Source organism: Segeticoccus rhizosphaerae, assembly GCF_005222685.1.
Lineage (GTDB): Bacteria > Actinomycetota > Actinomycetes > Actinomycetales > Dermatophilaceae > Segeticoccus > Segeticoccus rhizosphaerae.
The window spans coordinates 86,496-103,486 of the sequence record NZ_SWMA01000003.1 but is presented as its reverse complement, the minus strand read 5'-3'; the positions used below and the strand labels follow the sequence as shown (position 1 = coordinate 103,486).

The 16,991-nt window shown below is 71.4% G+C and carries 14 protein-coding genes; 4 read left to right on the top strand and 10 right to left on the bottom strand.

The features are described from left to right. Positions 1-45 precede the first annotated feature (45 nt). The 3 genes from FCN22_RS03350 to FCN22_RS03340 are packed head-to-tail and all read left to right on the top strand — an operon-like array spanning position 46 to position 4,606. Positions 46-774 (top strand): helix-turn-helix transcriptional regulator, encoded by a 729-nt coding sequence (locus FCN22_RS03350; RefSeq protein WP_202911373.1) that lies wholly within the window; start codon positions 46-48, stop codon positions 772-774. After that, a complete protein-coding gene (locus tag FCN22_RS03345) occupies positions 771-1,883 on the top strand; it encodes a DUF8744 domain-containing protein (RefSeq protein WP_137120114.1) in 1,113 nt (370 codons plus the stop codon). The genes FCN22_RS03350 and FCN22_RS03345 overlap by 4 nt, the downstream gene beginning before the upstream one ends. Then, the gene (locus tag FCN22_RS03340; RefSeq protein ID WP_238384486.1) at positions 1,880-4,606 is read left to right on the top strand and encodes a multicopper oxidase domain-containing protein; all 2,727 of its coding nucleotides are present in this window, start codon (positions 1,880-1,882) and stop codon (positions 4,604-4,606) included. Before FCN22_RS03345 ends, FCN22_RS03340 begins: the two co-directional genes overlap by 4 nt. A gap of 50 nt (positions 4,607-4,656) precedes the next feature. Here FCN22_RS03340 and mnhG read toward each other — a convergent pair whose 3' ends face one another. The 8 genes from mnhG to FCN22_RS03300 all read right to left on the bottom strand — a co-directional run bounded on the left by mnhG (position 4,657) and on the right by FCN22_RS03300 (position 13,019). Further along, entirely contained in the window at positions 4,657-5,058 is a 402-nt protein-coding gene (mnhG, locus tag FCN22_RS03335; protein WP_137120113.1) for a monovalent cation/H(+) antiporter subunit G, read from the bottom strand. Further along, positions 5,055-5,366 carry a monovalent cation/H+ antiporter complex subunit F gene (locus FCN22_RS03330; protein WP_137120112.1) on the bottom strand — a complete coding sequence of 104 codons (312 nt, stop codon included), beginning with the start codon at positions 5,364-5,366 and terminating at the stop codon, positions 5,055-5,057. The genes mnhG and FCN22_RS03330 overlap by 4 nt, the downstream gene beginning before the upstream one ends. After that, positions 5,363-5,896, bottom strand: a complete 534-nt coding sequence (locus tag FCN22_RS03325; protein ID WP_162308119.1) for a Na+/H+ antiporter subunit E — start codon at positions 5,894-5,896, stop codon at positions 5,363-5,365. The genes FCN22_RS03330 and FCN22_RS03325 overlap by 4 nt, the downstream gene beginning before the upstream one ends. After that, positions 5,893-7,449 (bottom strand): Na+/H+ antiporter subunit D, encoded by a 1,557-nt coding sequence (locus tag FCN22_RS03320; RefSeq protein ID WP_238384485.1) that lies wholly within the window; start codon positions 7,447-7,449, stop codon positions 5,893-5,895. Before FCN22_RS03320 ends, FCN22_RS03325 begins: the two co-directional genes overlap by 4 nt. After that, positions 7,446-7,895: a Na(+)/H(+) antiporter subunit C gene (locus tag FCN22_RS03315; protein WP_338016629.1), complete on the bottom strand. Its 450-nt coding sequence runs from the start codon at positions 7,893-7,895 to the stop codon at positions 7,446-7,448. The genes FCN22_RS03320 and FCN22_RS03315 overlap by 4 nt, the downstream gene beginning before the upstream one ends. Beyond that, positions 7,892-10,780 carry a Na+/H+ antiporter subunit A gene (locus FCN22_RS03310; RefSeq protein WP_137120111.1) on the bottom strand — a complete coding sequence of 963 codons (2,889 nt, stop codon included), beginning with the start codon at positions 10,778-10,780 and terminating at the stop codon, positions 7,892-7,894. The genes FCN22_RS03315 and FCN22_RS03310 overlap by 4 nt, the downstream gene beginning before the upstream one ends. Before the next feature lie 145 nt (positions 10,781-10,925). Next, a complete protein-coding gene (locus tag FCN22_RS03305; RefSeq protein WP_202911372.1) occupies positions 10,926-11,480 on the bottom strand; it encodes a DUF4234 domain-containing protein in 555 nt (184 codons plus the stop codon). Between the two features lie 39 nt (positions 11,481-11,519). Continuing rightward, positions 11,520-13,019, bottom strand: coding sequence for a hypothetical protein (locus FCN22_RS03300; RefSeq protein ID WP_137120110.1), 1,500 nt, complete (start codon positions 13,017-13,019; stop codon positions 11,520-11,522). A 167-nt stretch (positions 13,020-13,186) separates the two neighbouring features. Between FCN22_RS03300 and FCN22_RS03295 the strand changes: the two genes are divergently transcribed. Further along, the gene (locus tag FCN22_RS03295; RefSeq protein ID WP_137120109.1) at positions 13,187-13,915 is read left to right on the top strand and encodes an esterase/lipase family protein; all 729 of its coding nucleotides are present in this window, start codon (positions 13,187-13,189) and stop codon (positions 13,913-13,915) included. 17 nt (positions 13,916-13,932) lie between these two features. Here FCN22_RS03295 and FCN22_RS03290 read toward each other — a convergent pair whose 3' ends face one another. Next, positions 13,933-15,294 (bottom strand): MFS transporter, encoded by a 1,362-nt coding sequence (locus FCN22_RS03290; protein WP_137120108.1) that lies wholly within the window; start codon positions 15,292-15,294, stop codon positions 13,933-13,935. Positions 15,295-15,449: 155 nt separating this feature from the next. Further along, complete coding sequence (locus FCN22_RS03285; protein ID WP_137120107.1) at positions 15,450-16,976, bottom strand: long-chain-fatty-acid--CoA ligase; 1,527 nt, start codon at positions 16,974-16,976, stop codon at positions 15,450-15,452. Positions 16,977-16,991 lie beyond the last annotated feature (15 nt).

Genomic DNA, 16,991 nt, shown 5'->3' with positions numbered 1-16,991 from the left:
GTCCCCGGCTGGCGGGGCTGCGCAAAGTTTATTACACTGTGTCCCGTGAAAAAAAATGGACCTGGCGTCGTCTCCCCCGAGTCGGACTACGGACCCCGTCCGGCGGTGCACCACCGCTCGCCGGCCTCGTTGTTGTCGGCCCCGCGAGCGGCCGTCTTCGACCTGCTCGTGGCCCAGCCCGAGCCGTGCACCGTCGCGGCCCTCGCACGCCTGATCCACCAGCACCCCAACACGGTTCGCGAGCACCTGGACGGTCTGGTCGAGTCCGGCCTGGTCGAACGCACCAGGTCCCGCAGCACCGGCCGCGGACGGCCCGCGTGGCTCTACGCCGCCGTCGAGGGCGAGGACAACCCCGGCGCGCGGGAGTATGCCGGGCTGGCGTCGGCCCTCGCGGCCCAGCTCGCCCGCACCAGTGACGACCCGGCCGGCGACGCGGTCGAGGCGGGCCGGACCTGGGGGCGCGAGCTCGCCCGTGCCCACGAGCCCGCGCGGAACCCCACCGAGGCCAGGCGCGAGGTCGTGGCAGTCCTCGACGAGCTCGGCTTCTCCCCCGACCCCGACCCCCGCGCCATGGTCGTCAAGCTGCGGCGCTGCCCGCTGCTGGAGGCGGCCTACCGGCACCCCGACATCGTGTGCGGTGTGCACCTGGGCATCGTGCAGGGGGTGCTCGAGCAGATCGGCGGACCCCCGGAGGGCACGGCGCTGCTGCCCTTCGCCGAACCGGGCGCGTGCCGCCTGGAGCTCACCGACCGGTCCGGCCGCTCGCGTCGATGACGCGCCGGCTGGCGTTCCTGGTCCCGGCCGGCCTCTCCCTACTGGCCGGCCTCGACGCCGCACTCCTCCTGCTCGGGGTGAGGGCCCCGGTCACCACCGACCGGCTGCCGGACGCCCACGGGTTCCTGCTGGTCCTGGGGTTCGTTGGCACGGTCATCGCCCTCGAGCGGGCAGTGGCGCTGCGCCGACCCGGCGGATTCGCGTCCCCGGTGCTGCTGGGCATCGGCGGTGTCCTGCTCTTCTCGCCCGCGCCGATCTGGGCCGGCCAGCTGTCCCTGACCCTCGGGTGTGCGGCCATGGTCGCCCTCTACGTGCCGTTGTGGCAGCGCCAGCGCGACGACTCGGTGCTGGTGCAGCTGCTCGGCGCGGTCCTCGCCACGGGGGCCGCGTTGTTGTGGCTGCGCGGCGTGCCCGCCTCCGACCTCATCCCGTGGCTGGCCGGCTTCGTGGTGCTCACCATCGCCGGTGAACGGCTCGAGCTGGCCCGCGTCGTGGTCCTCGACGCCACCGCCACCGGGCGGCTGGTCGCCGTCTCGGGCGCCATCGTCGCGGGCACCGTCGCAAGCCTGCTCTGGCCGGTGGCCGGCTATCCGCTCACGGCGCTGGCCTACCTCGCCCTCGTCGCCTGGCTACTGGTGCACGACGTCGCCACCCGCACCATCCGGGCCACGGGGCTCACCAGGTTCATGGCTGGCTGCCTGCTTCTCGGGTATGCCTGGCTCGTCGTGGCGGCCCTGATCTGGCTGGTCCACGGGCACGTCGGCGAGGGACCGGCATACGACGCCGTCGTCCATGCCTTCTTCCTCGGGTTCACCATCTCGATGATCATGGCGCACGCGCCCGTGATCCTGCCGGCCGTGCTGCGCGTCCGGCTCCCCTACCACCCCGTGATGATCGCTCCCCCGGCGCTGCTGCACGCCGGGCTGCTGCTGCGGCTGCTCGTCGGCGACGGGTGGGGTGTCACCGTCGCCGCGCAGGTCGGCGGTGTGCTGGGTGTGGTCGCGCTGCTCGGCTTCGTGGTTGTCTCGGCCTGGGCGGTCGTGGCGGCCTCCCGGCGCGACCATGCCCGGTCGGCGTCGCGGCTCGAGTCACGCGTGGTGTCCTCGTGATCCCGACGCCGCCGGCCTCGCGGGACCGCGGGGTCAACAATCCGTTCACCGACCGCAGCCGCTGGCACGTGCGCGCAGGGTCTGGGGTCGTCTTCTGGCTGCTGGCCCTCCTCGCGGTGGGGGTGGCACACCGCTGGGTCCCCGCGTCCGGGTGGCTGCTCGTGCACCTCGTGCTGCTCGGCGCCGTCACCAACGCGATCCTCGTCTGGAGCGCGCACTTCACCGACGCGCTGCTGCGCCGCCAGGCCGACTCCCACCGAGGGCAGGTATGCCGTCTGGTCACCCTCAACGCGGGCGTCGCGATCGTGGTCGCGGGCATGGTGGCGTCGGTCTGGCCGCTGACCCTCGCCGGTGCGGTCGTGGTGGCCGCGGCGGTGGCGGCGCACGCGATCGTGCTCGTGCTGCAGCTGCGGCAGGCCCTGCCCTCCCGGTTCGGCGGGACGGTCCACTACTACGTCGCCGGTGCGCTGATGCTGCCGTTCGGCGCCGCCCTCGGTGCTGCGCTCGCGCACGGGCTGCCCGGCTCCTGGCACGAGCGACTGGTGCTGGCGCACGCCGCGCTCAACCTGCTCGGCTTCGTCGGCCTCACCGTCACCGGGACGCTGGTCACGCTGTGGGCGACCATGCTGCGCACCCGGATCGTCGACGGCGCGGAGCGCACCGCCCGGCTCGCCCTCGTGGTGCTCGTGGCGGGCATCGTCGTGGCGGTCGCCGGGTGCGTGGCGGACCTGCGGCTGCTGGCCCTGCTGGGCGTGCTCGTCTACCTCGGCGGCCTCGGCATGGCGGCCGTGCCGCTGGTCGCCGAGGCCCGGCAGCGGCCACCGCGGACGTTTGCCACCCTCTCGGTGCTGCTCGCCGCCCTCTGGTTGACGGGGTCCCTGGTCACCCTGGCCGTCCTCGTGGGTCGGGGCCCCACCTGGCGCGCGGTCGGCGAGGGCATCGACGTCGTGACCGCTCCCCTGGTGGCGGGGTTCGCCGCGCAGGTCGTGATCGGCGCACTGACCTACCTCGCCCCGGTGGTCCTCGGCGGCCGGCCGGCAGTGGTCCGTCGAACGGGCGTGGTGATCGAGCGGTTCGGGACGTTCCGGCTGGTCGTCGTCAACGGCGCGCTGCTCATCGCCTGCCTCCCGACGCCGAGCGTCGTCCGGGTGCTCATGTCGGTGCTCGTCCTCGCCGGCCTCGGCTCGTTCCTCGTGCTGCTCTGGCTGGCCAGGAGGTCGGCTCGGCGGGGAGACACGCAGGAGCCCGGCCCGGTCAAGGCCGAACGCGAGGCCGAGGCAGCCCGGATCGCCGCCGGCGGCCGCCGGGTCAGCAGCCCGCACACCGGGATGCTCGTGGCCGGGCTCGCGGTCCTCGCCCTGGCGGTGGCCGGTTCCGTCGCGGTGTCCCCCCTCGCGGTCAGCGCCGGCGACGGCGCGAGCACCGCCGCTGGTGTGGCCCCCACGGGACGCACGACGACGGTGCACGTGACCGCCAAGGACATGCGCTTCCACCCGGCGTCGGTGCAGGTGCCCGCGGGCAACCGGCTGGTCATCAGGCTGACGAACACCGACCAGAGCCAGGTGCACGACCTCGCCTTGGAGACCGGACAGCACACGCGGCGGCTGGCGCCCGGCGGCAGCGCGGTGCTCGACGCCGGCGTCGTCGGTCGTAGTCTCGACGGGTGGTGCACCGTGATCGGGCACCGGCAGATGGGCATGGTGTTCCGGGTCGACGTGGTCGGTGGGCAGTCGGCCCGGGAGGCCCAGGCGACCGCTCCTGCCTCCTCCGACCAGGGTGGCATGGCCGGTCACGACATGTCGGGCTCGAGCGCGCCGTCAGATGCCTCGGGCCCGAGTGCGGCGGCAGACCTCGACTTCACTCGAAAGCCGGGCAAGGACTTCCGGGCGCGGGACGCGGCGCTCCCGCCGGTGCCGGACGGCCGCGTGCACCGGGTGTCGCTGACGGTGCGCGACCGCGACATGGAGGTCGCGCCGGGCGTGTGGCAGACCCTGTGGCCCTACGACGGGCGGGCGCCCGGCCCGGTCCTGCACGGCAGGGTGGGCGACCGGTTCGTGGTGACGCTGCACAACGAGGGCACCATGGGGCACTCGATCGACTTCCATGCCGGCACCCTGGCGCCGGACCGGCCGATGCGCACCATCGCGCCCGGGCAGTCGCTCACCTACCGGTTCACCGCCACCCGCTCCGGCATCTGGCTCTACCACTGCAGCACCATGCCGATGTCGGCGCACATCGCGAACGGCATGTTCGGTGCGGTCATCATCGACCCGCCGGGGCTGCCCAAGGTCGACCGCAGCTACGTGCTCGTCCAGTCGGAGTACTACCTCGGACCGCAGCACGGCACCGTCGACCTGACACGGCTCGCGACCGGCAACCCCGACCTCGTCACCTGGAACGGCTACGCCGACCAGTACGACTTCCGGCCGTTGCGAGCCAGGGTCGGTGAGCGCGTCCGGATCTGGGTGCTGGCGGCCGGCCCCGACCGGGGCACTGCCTTCCACGTCGTCGGCGGCCAGTTCGACACGGTCTTCAAGGAGGGCGCCTACCTGCTGCAGCCGGGCAACGCGACCCGTGGGGGCAGCCAGGTGCTCGACCTCGGTCCGGCGCAGGGCGGCTTCGTCGAGCTGACCTTCCCGCAGCCCGGCCACTACCCGTTCGTCTCGCACGCCATGATCGATGCCGAGCGCGGCGCCCACGGGATCTTCGCAGTCACTCGCTGAGCGGCTGCTCGATCCGGCCTGCCTTCACCGGTGCCGAGGTGGCTGCGCGGTCAACTCTCGGGGGGCGTGCCGCCGTCCGGGCGGCCGTCGTCCCGCTCGAGCGCCTCGATCGCCTCGAGGTCGCCGGGGGCGGGGCTGGTGACACCGTCGACATGGTCCACCAGCCCGGTGCGGTGGGAGGCCCGGCTGAGCATGTGCCCGGAGACCGGCACGGTGAGCAGCTGGAACAGGCCGATGAGCACCAGCATGCCGATGTCCACGGGGTCCCGCAGCCGGAGACCCACACCGAGCAGCACCAGCAGGACGCCCAGCACCTGCGGCTTGGTGGCCGCGTGCATCCGGCTGAGGATGTCGCGGAAGCGCAGCAGCCCGATCGCGGCAGCGAGGCACAGCAGGGCGCCGGACACGAGCGCGACCGCACCGGCCACGTCGGCGAGCCCGGCCCAGGTCACCGCTGCCCCCTTCCGCCGGGCGGCCGGCCGGGATCCTGCGGTGGCGGGTCGTCCCGGTCCCGGGCGACGAACCGGGCCACGCTCACCGAGCCGATGAATCCCACCAACGACAGCGATACCAGGATGGGCAGGACGGCCGCGTGCCGGGTGGTCGCCGCCTCCAGCCCGATCGCACACACCACGATGGACACGATCACCTCCGAGGCAACCGCCCGGTCCAGCACGCTCGGACCGCGCACGATACGGACCAGGGCGATCGCGGACGAGACCGCGAGCAGCGCTCCGGCGATCACCGCGACCAGGGTCATGAGGCCACCTCCGCCGGCGCTCCGGGCAGCCGGGTGTCTGCGGCGAGGGCGCGCACCACCCGCCGCTCCAGGGCCAACACGTCGCGCCGGATCTGGGCGATCTCGTCCGGGGTGTGCACGTCGAGCGCGTGCAGGGTGAGCTGTCCGGTCTCCGACACCAGGTCGATGACCACCGTGCCGGGCACCAGGGCCGTCATCTCGGCCACGATGGTCTGGAACAGGGTCGCCCGCCCTCGCAGCCACACGTCCATCACGACGCCGTCGACGACCGGACCGGGCCGCACCGCCTGCCACGCCACCCGGCAGCTGGAGAAGATCAGGTCGACCTGGAAGCGCACCATGAGCACCAGGAAGGCCCAGGGCCGCAACCGCACCCCGGTGATCAGCCGGGGCAACGGGAAGACCAGCAGCACCAACCCGCCCAGCGCCACCCCGGCCAGCACGTTGCCCCAGGTGATGCTGCCCTGCAGCGCCACCCAGATCACGGTGAGCCAGACCAGCGGGACCGGCTGGATCCGTCGGGGCCTCACGGCGCACCTCCCGGATAGACCGACTGGATGTATGGCGTGCGCGCGACGAGATCGCTTGCCGCCCGGTCCGTGATGCCGAACAGCGGGCCGGCCACCACGCTGATCGCGACGCCGACGACGACCAGCGCAGCGGTCGGCGCGACGACGCCGGCGCCCAGGGCGTCGGTGCGCACCCGCGCCGTGACGGTCGTCTCCGGCACCGGGGGCGCGCGCCAGAAGGCACGGCCCCAGACCCGGCTCACGGCATACAGCGTCAGCAGGCTGGTGACCACCGAACCGGCGATGAGCACGTAGGCCAGTGGGGTGCCGGCGTCGGCGCCGGCCTCCATCAGTCCCACCTTGCCGAGGAACCCGGAGAACGGCGGGATGCCTGCGAGGTTCATCGCCGGGATGAAGAAGAGCACGCCGAGCAGCGGCGCGGACCGGGCCAGCCCACCGAGCTCCTTCAGCGAGGTGCTGCCGCCGCGGCGTTCGATCAGACCGGCGACCAGGAACAGGGTGGTCTGGATGGTGATGTGGTGGGCGACGTAGAACACGGCTGAGGAGAAGCCCGCGACCGAGCCGAGCGCGATGCCGAAGGTCATGTAGCCGATGTGGCTGACCAGCGTGAAGGACAACAGCCGTTTGATGTCGTCCTGGGCCACCGCCCCGAGGATGCCCACGAGCATGGTGAGCAGCGAGGCCCAGAGCAGGACGTCGGTGAGCCGCCCATCCGGGAACAGCAGGGTCTGGGTGCGGATGATCGCGTAGACACCGACCTTGGTGAGCAGTCCCGCGAAGACCGCCGTGACCGGGGCCGGAGCCGTGGGATAGGAATCGGGCAGCCACCCCGACATCGGGAACACCGCGGCCTTGATGCAGAACCCCAGCAGCAGCATGATCTGCAGCAGCAGCCTGGTGCCGTCCGGGAGCTCGTCGAGACGGCCGGCGAGCTGGGCCAGGTTGACCGTGCCGGTCGCGGCGTAGATCAGGGCGATGGCCACGAGGAACACCAGCGAGGAGAGCATGCTGACGATCACGTAGGTGATGCCCGCCCGGACCCGTGGCGGGGTCCCGCCCAGGGTGAGCAGCACGAAGCTGGCGGCCAGCAGCATCTCGAAGCCGACGTAGATGTGGAAGAGGTCGCCGGAGATGAACGTCGTCGAGACGCCGGCCGACAGCACGAGCATCGTCGGGTGGAAGATCGGCAGGGGTGCCTCGCCGTCGCTCTCGTCGTCGAACGAGGAACGGCCCTGGCCGATCGAGTAGAGCAGCACGGCCAGGGAGACGAGCGACGACACGACGAGCATCAGCGCCGCGAGCCGGTCGACGACCAGCACGATGCCGAGTGGTGGCGCCCAGCCCCCGACCTCGACCACCTGGGTCCCGTGGGTGTCGGCGGCCCACAGCAGGACCCCGGAGACCACCAGGACAGCGGACAGCACGGTGACGGTGACGACGCGTTGGATGTGCGTGCGACGGGCCACGGCGATGGTGATCCCCGCGCCGATGAGAGGCAGGACCACCGGCAGCGGCACCAGGGCGCTCAGCAGCCCGTCGTGCGGCGCGTTCACCCGGTGCTCCCGGGGTCGCCCTCGAAGTCGGTCGGCTCCGACCGTGGTTCGGCCTGCGAGAAGTCGCTGTCGGACATGTCGTTGCGCTCGGCCTTGACGGTGATCCGGTAGTCCTCCGGGTCGTCCTCCATCACGTCGTGGTGCGTCAGCTGCCACGAACGGTGTGCCAGGGCGAGCATGAACGCCGTCATGCCCAGACTGATCACGATGGCGGTCAGCACCATGGCCTGCGGCAGCGGGTCACTCATGTCGGTCACGTCGGACGCACCGACGATCGGTGCCCTTCCCGCCGGCCCGCTCGCGACCAGGAAGAGGATGTTGGCCCCGTTGCCCAACAGCAGCAGGCCCATCAGCGCCCGGACGATGCTTCGGGCCAGCAGCAGGTAGACACCCGAGGCGAACAGCACGCCGACCAGAAGGCAGAGCACGAGGTTGGGCACCATCATCGCGGCCCCCTCAGCAGATGGGCGGAGGGCGGTGGCACGGAGGGGTCGTCGCCGGCCTCGATGAGCTGGTCGAGGCCCGACCCGAGACTGCGCAGGATGTCCAGGATGAGCCCGATGACGACGAGGTAGACGCCGATGTCGAAGAAGACCGAGGTCACCAGGTGGACGTCACCGATGGGCGGCAGGTGGAGGTCGAAGATCCAGCTCTGCAGGACGTCGCCCCCGAACGCGAGCGAGGCCAGGCCGGTGCCGGCGGACAGGAACAACCCTGCCCCCAGCAGCAGGCCGGGCATGATCGGCGCGGCGGCACGCAGCTCGTCGCGCTCGCCGGCCAGGTAGCGGACGGCGAGCGCGAGACCGGCGACCAGCCCGGCCGCGAAACCGCCGCCGGGGTGGTTGTGGCCGGAGAAGAGCAGGTAGAGGGACCACAGGATGATGGTGTGGAAGATCAGCCGGGTGACCACCTCGAAGAGCACCGAGCGCCGTTCCGGAGGCATCGCCGAACCCTCGGCCAGCCAGGGGCTGCCCTCGTTGCCGCCGAGCGAGGCGTGCGTGCGACGCAGGGACCGGGCGTTGGCAACGAGGCGACGGCTCACCGAGAGGGCGTCCTCGCGCAGGAAGATCAGGCTTGCCACCCCGGTCGCGGCGACCAGGACCACGGACAGCTCACCCATGGTGTCCCAGGCCCGGATGTCCACGAGGGTCACGTTGACGATGTTGTTGCCACCGCCGAACTCCACTGCGCCCTTGGCAAACTCGGCCGTCATGGGCTCGGCGGTGCGCGCCGCCACTGCGACGAGAGCCATGCAGGTCGTGACCACGCCGACGCCGATCCCGAGCAGGCCCCGCAGCCGCCGGGTCCGCAGGCTGGGGTCGTCGTTGAACTTGCCCGACAGTCGCCGGAGCACCAGGACGAAGACCACGATGGACACGGTCTCGACGAGCACCTGGGTGAGCGCGAGGTCCGGGGCGCCGTGCAGCAGGAACAGCATCGCGGTGCCGTAGCCGGTCACGCTCACGAGGAAGACCGCGCGCAGCCGGCGCCGGGCCCGGGTGGTGAAGAAGGCGGCCGCCGCGATGACGACCGCCACAGCCACCTGCACCGGGCTGTCCGCCCAGCGGACCTGGTCGGGCCAGGCGGCGCCGGCCAGGCCCACGGCCGGAAGGACGACCAGCACCAGCAGGATCAGGCCGAGAGAGAGCGGGAGCGAGCCGCGCTGGAACGCCCCGGTGACCTCGAGTGAGGCCCGGTCGAGTCCACGCATCAGACCGCGGTAGGCGGCGTCCGCGCTGGGAACCGCAGGCGCGGTCCGTTGCAGCACCTCGACGCGCGACCGCTGCCAGAACAGCGCAGCCCCGAGCGCGACGGTGGCGGCGGACAGCAGCAGCTGCGTCGACAGACCGTGCCACAGGCCCAGGTGCACCGTGTGCCGGGCCTGCGGCCACGCCTCGGTGTAGGCGTGCAGGTAGCGTTCGCCGAGCCCGGACAGGGCGCCGGCCACCACACCGGCGGCCGCGAGCAGCACCGGCACTCCCACCAGGAGCCCGGCCGGCCGGTGCAGCGGCGTCGGCGCCCGGCCGCGCACCGACCGGAAGGCGCCCCAGCAAAATCGCGCGCCGTAGGCGAAGGTGAGCACGGACCCCGCCACCAGGACCACGAGGACCGGCCAGTCGCCATCCGGTCCGGCGCCGTGCCCGGGCAGCAAGGAGGTGTACGCGGTCTCCTTGCCCACGAAGCCGATCATCGGGGGCAACCCGACCATGGACGCGGCAGCGACCACCGCGGTCCCGGCGAGCCACGGCATACGGCGCCCGAGCCCCGACAGCTCCCGCACGTCGCGGGTGTGCGCACTGTGGTCGATCGTGCCGACGACCAGGAACAGGCATGACTTGAACAGCGCGTGGCCCACCAGGACGGTCAGCGCCGCCAGCGCGGCCGCCCGGGTGCCGTAGCCGGCCAGGATGGTCAGGTAGCCCAGCTGGCTGACGGTGCCGTAGGCGAGCAGCAGCTTGAGGTCGTGCTGGCGCAGCGACCGCCAGCCGCCGACCAGCATGGTGGCACCGCCGAGCACGAGCACCACCAGTCGCCAGAGCGGCAGGTCGCTGAAGGCCGGGGCCAGGCGTGCCACGAGGTAGACCCCGGCCTTGACCATCGCGGCGGCGTGCAGGTAGGCGCTCACGGGAGTCGGTGCGGCCATCGCACCGGGCAGCCAGAAGTGGAACGGCACCAGCGCGGACTTGCTCACCGCGCCGAGGAGCAGCAGGACCACCGCGGCGGTCGCCAGCGGTCCGGTGGGCGGGTCGGCGACCAGCTCGGAGATCCGGTAGGTGCCGGCATCCTGGCCGAGCAGCACGATGCCGACGAGCATGGCGAGCCCACCGGCGGTCGTGACGACGAGGGCCTGGGTGGCCGCCGACCTGCTGACCGAGCTGCCGGCCCGGTGCCCGATCAGCAGGTAGGACAGGACCGTGGTCAGCTCCCAGAACAGGTACAGCACCAGCAGGTCGTCGCTGGTCACCAGCCCGAGCATGGCCCCGGCGAAACCGGTCAGCGATGCCGCGAAGCCGCCGAGGCCCGGCTCGTCGTCCTCGAAGTAGTGCGCGCAGTAGAGCAGGACGAGCGCCCCGATCGCGCCGACCACGAGGGTGAGCAGCCAGGAGAGGGTGTCCAGCCGGAAGGACAGCTGCATGCCGAGCGATGGCACCCAGTCGGCACGGAAGGTCGGTGGGCGTCCGGCCAGCACGGTCGACGTCTGGGTGAGCACCCATACTGCGGCTGCGGCAGGCGGCGCCGCCAGGACGATGAACGCCCGGCTCCCCCACCAGCGGACGAGAGCCGGTGCCGCCGCGGCGAGGACGACGTGGGCGACGAGGAGCGTGATCATCTCGACTCCTCGTGTTCGTCGTGGCCGAGCGGCGTCGGATTCGCGGCGTCACCCACCGACAAACAACACGAGGCGCTACCGGGGGCTGCGCCGATCATACGGGGGTGTCGGCGCGTCACAGTGCGGCGGAACGTCGGGCCGGGGCTCAGCCGACGGCCCCCAGCGATCGCCAGTAGCCGTTGAGGGCCTTGTTGGTCTTGACGAACCAGACGATCGGACCGATCACGAGGAACACACCGGGGAAATACCAGAGGCCGGTCAAACCGCTCACCGGCGGGTGCTGCCCGCGGCGGGTGTAGAGCTCGCCGACCTGGTTGGAGGTGAGGTAGGGCATCACGATGCCGATGAAGAACGCAATGACGAGGGCGAGCGGGCCGCCGAGGCCCTGGCCGCTGTGCCGCTTCATCTCCTCGTGGGTGACGTAGAACCAGTAGAGGCTGTAGATGCCGAGGGTGACGAAGCACAGCAGGATGCACAGGCCGGTGCCTCGCACGTGTCCCACCTGGCCGGACGGCGCCGCGTAGCCCGAGGGCATGACCGGCGCCGCGCCGTAGCCGGGCGGCGGGGGCGGGTAGCCCTGGGCCGTTGGGTAGGCCGGACCGGGCGGGTGGCCCTGGGCCGGCGGGTAGCCCTGGGAGTACGGGTCACCCGCTGCCGGCTCATCCGGCGGGTCGGGGGGTCGGTTCGGCACGTCGGTCATGGCGCCACCTTGCTCGGTCTGGTCCTCGAAGGAGGCAGCCTACCGATGCATCCCGGGAATCCTGGAGAGCCACTCCAGGACGGGCAGCGCGCTGCCGGGCTCGAGCGGGACCCGCCAGCGGCCGCCCGGGTTCGCCGCAGCCATGAAGCTCTCGTGCGGGTGCGCGAGCGGGACGGCGGGGTTGGCCGCTGAGGCGGGGTTGCGCAGGTCGTGCACGAGGACGGCTGCGGCCAGTGCGCGGGAGGTGTCGGCGTCGAAGGTCTCGATGCCGAGCCGAGCGGTCAGCCGCTGGCGCTGCTCCATGACAGGGTTCGAGTGCACGGACGCCGTGCGGGTCGGCGGGGCCACGTGCACCGACGTCAGCATCCCGTCGGCCCGAGCCAGCATCAGCCGCCAGCGCTGCAACCGCTTGGCCAGCGCGTAGTTCTGTCCCTGGTCGGTGATCATGGCGTTGACCAGCCCGTATCGGCCGGCCGCGGTCTCCAGGACGGCTTCGCTGGTGAAGTTGGGTCGCAGCACCCGTCCCCCGGAAGCCCTGTGCACCGCCCGCGCCGCCAAGGGGGACGGCCGCAGCGCCCGGTGGCGGCGCTGCGACTCCTGCACCGCGGCCAACGGCACGAGAAAGACGTCCGACGGGGTCGCGAGGTAGGCGAGCGACAGATCGTCGCGCCGCGCCGCCAACTCCGTCAGGACCGTGTCGAAGGCCATGGTGAGGCGCACGAAGAGCGCCCCGTCGGCATACCCGTAGTTGCCCACCGTCAACGGGCCCGGCAACCCCGTCAGCCAGTCGACCACCGCCCCGGCCTCGGTCAGCAGGTCGGCTCCCGCACGCTCGACGAGGGCGTCGCCTGACGGGGCGCCGCCCCCGCGCACCGGAACCGACAGCCGCCCGGCCGAGGCGCGTGCGGTGCGGACGATCCGCTCCCAGACCCGCGGACGAGGCAGGTCGATCGCGGCGACGTGCGCACCCCACGCCAGCAGGTCGGACAACGGCCCCATGGCGGATCCGGCGCCCACCAGAGCGAAGGTGCGATCGGACAGATCAAGCCACTCCGGGTGGCGCACGACCGATCCCACCGCCTCTCGGAAGGACGGCTCGGTGATGCCGCGCCCGACCCAGTCGTCCAGCTGGCGGAGCAACCTGTGGCCGGTGAGCAGCTCGCCGCGATAGGGCACCTCGAGGACGGGACGTCGGGTTCCCTCTCCCGCCACCTCCACCGTGGACAGGCGCGGCTCGCGGACCGACACCGCGTGGCCGAGTGGGTGCTCCTGCTCGCCGGTCACGTGGACGAAGCTCTGCGCGGCCTCGGCGAGACCGGCCCGCGCCACGGTCATCGCCGTCTCCGCGGAGCCCGCCTCGAGGACGGTGAGGGCCTCGAAGTGGCGGGGGTACCCGCGGCGCCAGTTCTCCTCGCTCGCGAATCGGTCGGCGAGCGAGTCGTCGACCGGGGTCACCGCCGCCCGCAGGACCCGCTTCCCGGTCTCCGTGCTGCTCCGACCGTGCCGGCCGCCGGGGAAGTTGACGCCGTCCTCACCCATGGTTGTGTCTCCTTGTCCTCCGCCGCCGGGCGGCCGTGTTGTCGAGTTCGTGCCGTCGATCTCGTGCTGTCCTGTCTCATGTCCGGCAGATCGGCTGCAGGGCGTCCGCCGGCCGAGCCCACGATGCAGGTAGGTTGAGGACCCTCTCCGCAGATGGGAGGGCCGCCGTGCCCACCGCCCCCTCGATGCAGCGCGTGCTCTCGCACCCGTGGCTGCTGGCTCCGTTCGAGCCTTACCGGGCGAGCATCGAGCTGGCGTCGGTGCCGTTCATGGCTCCCTTCCTCCTGGGGGCCACGCGGGCCCATGGCCAGCCGGTTCTGGCCGTTCCCGGCCTGTGCGGCGGCAACGGGTGGACGCTGGCCATGCGCTCGCACCTGCGGGCCCTGGGCCACTCCCCGCACCGCATGCACCGGGGCACGATGCTGGGAAAGCCCGCGACGGTGGTCCAGACCCTCATCGACCGCGTCGACCAGATCTCCCACGAGGAGGGCCCGGTGGGGCTCGTCGGCTGGAGCGTGGGCGGTGCGTTCGCCCGCCAGGTCGCTCTGGCCCGCCCCGACCGGGTGCGCCTGCTGGTCACGCTCGGCGCCCCGCTCGACGGCGCGTGGTACGCCACCCGGTGGGCCGCCGCGATGAGACCGTTGCCCGTCCCCGTCACCGCCGTCTACTCGCGCAGCGACGGGGTCTTCGACTGGCACCGCTGCCTGCAGCCCCGAGGCCCCCGCGCCGAGAACGTCGAGATCATCTCGAGCCACCTCGGCATGGGAGTCCACCCGGCCGCACTGCACGTGGTCGCCGACCGGCTGGGGCAGGCACCCCACATCTGGCACGCCTATCGGCAACCGTTCTCCCGGCCGGAGCGGGGGCAGCACCCCGACCCGGCCAGGAGCGCCTGACCCGGTGTGTGCAGCACTCAGGCGGTCTGCAGGTCGGGCTTCCCGTCCGACGTCTTGGTCGCCGGCGACTGCTCTGCGGCGCCCAGGTCGAGCTTGGTGCCCTCCTGGGTGATCTTGACGATGAACACACCCACGAGGAACAGTGCCGCGACGTAGAGAGCGACCGGGGTGAATCCACCGACTGCGGCGAGGCTGGCCGCGACCAGCGGGGACACGCCGCCACCGAGAGTGGATGCGATCTGGTAGCCGAGTGACGCTCCGGTGTAACGGTACTGGGTGTGGAACATCTCGGAGATGAAGGCTGCCGACGGGCCGTACACGGCGGCCTGCACGACCGGCATACCGAGGATCATGCCGAGGTAGAGCAGGAACGTCGAGCCATCCTGGATCATCCAGAAGATGGGGTAGGCCAGGACGATGCCGGCGACAGAGCCGAAGATCATCACCGGACGCCGGCCGAACCGGTCGGACAGGTTGGCGTAGAAGGCCAGGGCACCCACTTGCAGCACGGAGGCGACCGAGAAGGCCACGAGCACCGCGGTGCGGCTGTGGCCGCCCTCGGTGGTGCCGAGGGTGAGAGCGTAAGAGGCAAGGAGCCCCTGCAGCGCAAAGCAGCTCACCGTGCCGAGTGCGGCGAGGATGATCGCTTTCCCCTGGTTCTTGACGACGGCGACGAGCGGAGTCTCCTTCTTCTCCTGCTCATCCGCCTTGGCCTGCATCTCCTCGAAGAGCGGGGACTCGCTCATCCTCCACCGGATCCACAGACCGATGAGGACCAGGACACCGCTGAGCAGGAAGGGAATCCGCCAGCCCCAGTGCAGGAAGGCGGAGTTGTCCATCATGGCGAACAGAGCGAGCACCAGGGAGCCGAGCACGGCACCGCTCGGCGCCCCCATGTTGACGAACGCGGCCGTCAGGCCACGTTTGCCGTCCTCGGCCGCCTCGACGCTGATGGTGGCGGAGCCGCCCCAGTCACCGCCGACCGCGATCCCCTGCACGATGCGCAGCAGCACGAGGGTGGCGGGTGCCCACTCGCCCCAGGTGCCGTATGACGGGACGCACCCGATCAGGAAGCTGGCCGCCCCCATGAGCCCCATCGTGATGAGCAGCATCTTGCGACGGCCGAGCCGGTCGCCGAAGTGGCCGAAGATGATGCCGCCGATCGGCCGCGCCAGGTAGCCGGCCAACAGGGTCACGAACGACAGGATGGTGCCTGTCGCCGCAGAGAGGTTGCTGAAGAAGACGTGGGCGAAGACCAGGCTGGCGGCCGAGGTGTAGAGAAGGAAGTCGTAGTACTCGATGGTCGTCCCGAAGTAGCTCGAGAGGATGACCTTGCGCACCTCCTTGCGCCGACGCTCGGCAGAGATGACCTGTGACATGAGGACTCCAAAGGGTGAGGGTGCTGCCGGATCGGCGCGGTGCCGTCCGTTGGCGTGGGTGGGGGGTGTCGAGCTGTGGTGAAGTGACGCGTGTTCTGTTGTGGCAGAGGGTTGTCGAGTGCCGATGAGGCTTTTGCGGCGGTTCGGGCCGCCCTTCAGGCCTTGTGCCCAGGCACCAGCTGGCGCTTGAGGATCTTGCCGGTGGGGCTCTTGGGCAGGTCGGTAAGGATCTCGACCGTCCTCGGGTACTTGTAGGCGGCCACGCGGTCCTTGACGAAGTCGATGATCTCCTCGGTCTCGGCCGAGGCGCCGATCTTGAGCGACACGAAGGCTCCGACCTCCTCGCCGAGCCGGTCGTCGGGCAGGCCGACGACCGCCGCCTCGAAGATCGCGGGGTGCTGGTAGAGCACCTCCTCGACCTCCCGCGGGTAGACGTTGTAGCCGCCCCGGATGATCATCTCCTTCTTGCGGTCCACGATGAAGAAGAAGCCGTCCTCGTCGCGGTAACCCAGGTCGCCACTGTGCAGCCAGCCGCCGGCGAAGGCCTGGTCGGTCGCCTCCGGGTTGTCCAGGTAGCCGCCCATGGTGTTGTGTCCGCGGATCACCAGCTCGCCGACGTGGTCGCGGCCCGCCGGCAGCTCGGTGTTCTCGTCGTCCCAAACCTGCATCTCGGTGCCCCAGATGGGCGTGCCGATGCTGTACGGCTTGCGGTGGTCCGGTCGGTTGTAGCTGGCCAGTGGGCCGCTCTCGGTCAGTCCGTACATCTCGAGGATCTGCACACCCATCTCGCGCTCGAAGGTGTCCAGCAGCTCTGCGGCGATGGGCGCGCCCGCGGAACCGCAGTAGCGCAGCGAGGAGACGTCGTAGTCGGACCGCTCCGGCTGGTGCTCGATCGCGTGGTACATCGTCGGGACGCCGTGCAAGATCGTGGCGTGGTGGTCCTGGATCGCCTGCAGGACGTCGAGCGGCTTGAACTTCTCCAGGAGCACCACTGCGCCGCCAGCGCGCAGAGTGGCGTTGAGCAGGCCCGACAGGCCGAGAGCGTGGAACAGCGGCATGACCGCGATGGTGACGCTGTCGCGGTCCATCTCGAAGGCCTCGACGTGTGCCTGGGCGTTCATCAGGAGCTGGAAGTGGGTCAGCTGGACCCCCTTGGGGTGACCGGTGGTGCCCGACGTGTAGAGCAGGACGGCCGTGTCAGAGGGCTGTCGCTGGACGAATGGCGCGGGGATCTCCTGACCACCGGCGGTGAGCTCCTCGAAGCGCCGCGCACAGGCAGGCAGCTGGGCGTCGCCGACGATGAACAGGTGTTCCGCGCCGGCTTCGTTCACGCCCCGGGCAGCCTCGCTCGCGACACCCGCCGCCGAGATCAACAGATTTGCCTGAGAGTTCTTCAGGAAGTAGGCGATCTCCGGGCCCTTGTTGAGGACGTTCATCGGGATGGCGACAGCCCCGGCCTTGAGGACGCCGTAGAAGACCGCCGCGAACTCGGGAACGTTGGGCAGCTGGACCCCGACGCTGTCTCCCGGCGTGACCCCCAGTCGCACGAGCCCCCTCGCGACGCGGTCGCTCCACTCGTCGAGCTGACGGTGGGAGATGGTGCCACCACGGTGGATGATGGCCGGGCGGTCGGGGCCGGACTGCGCCGACTCGCGAACGATGACTGAGAGGTTGAACGACACGGGTTCTCCTACGTT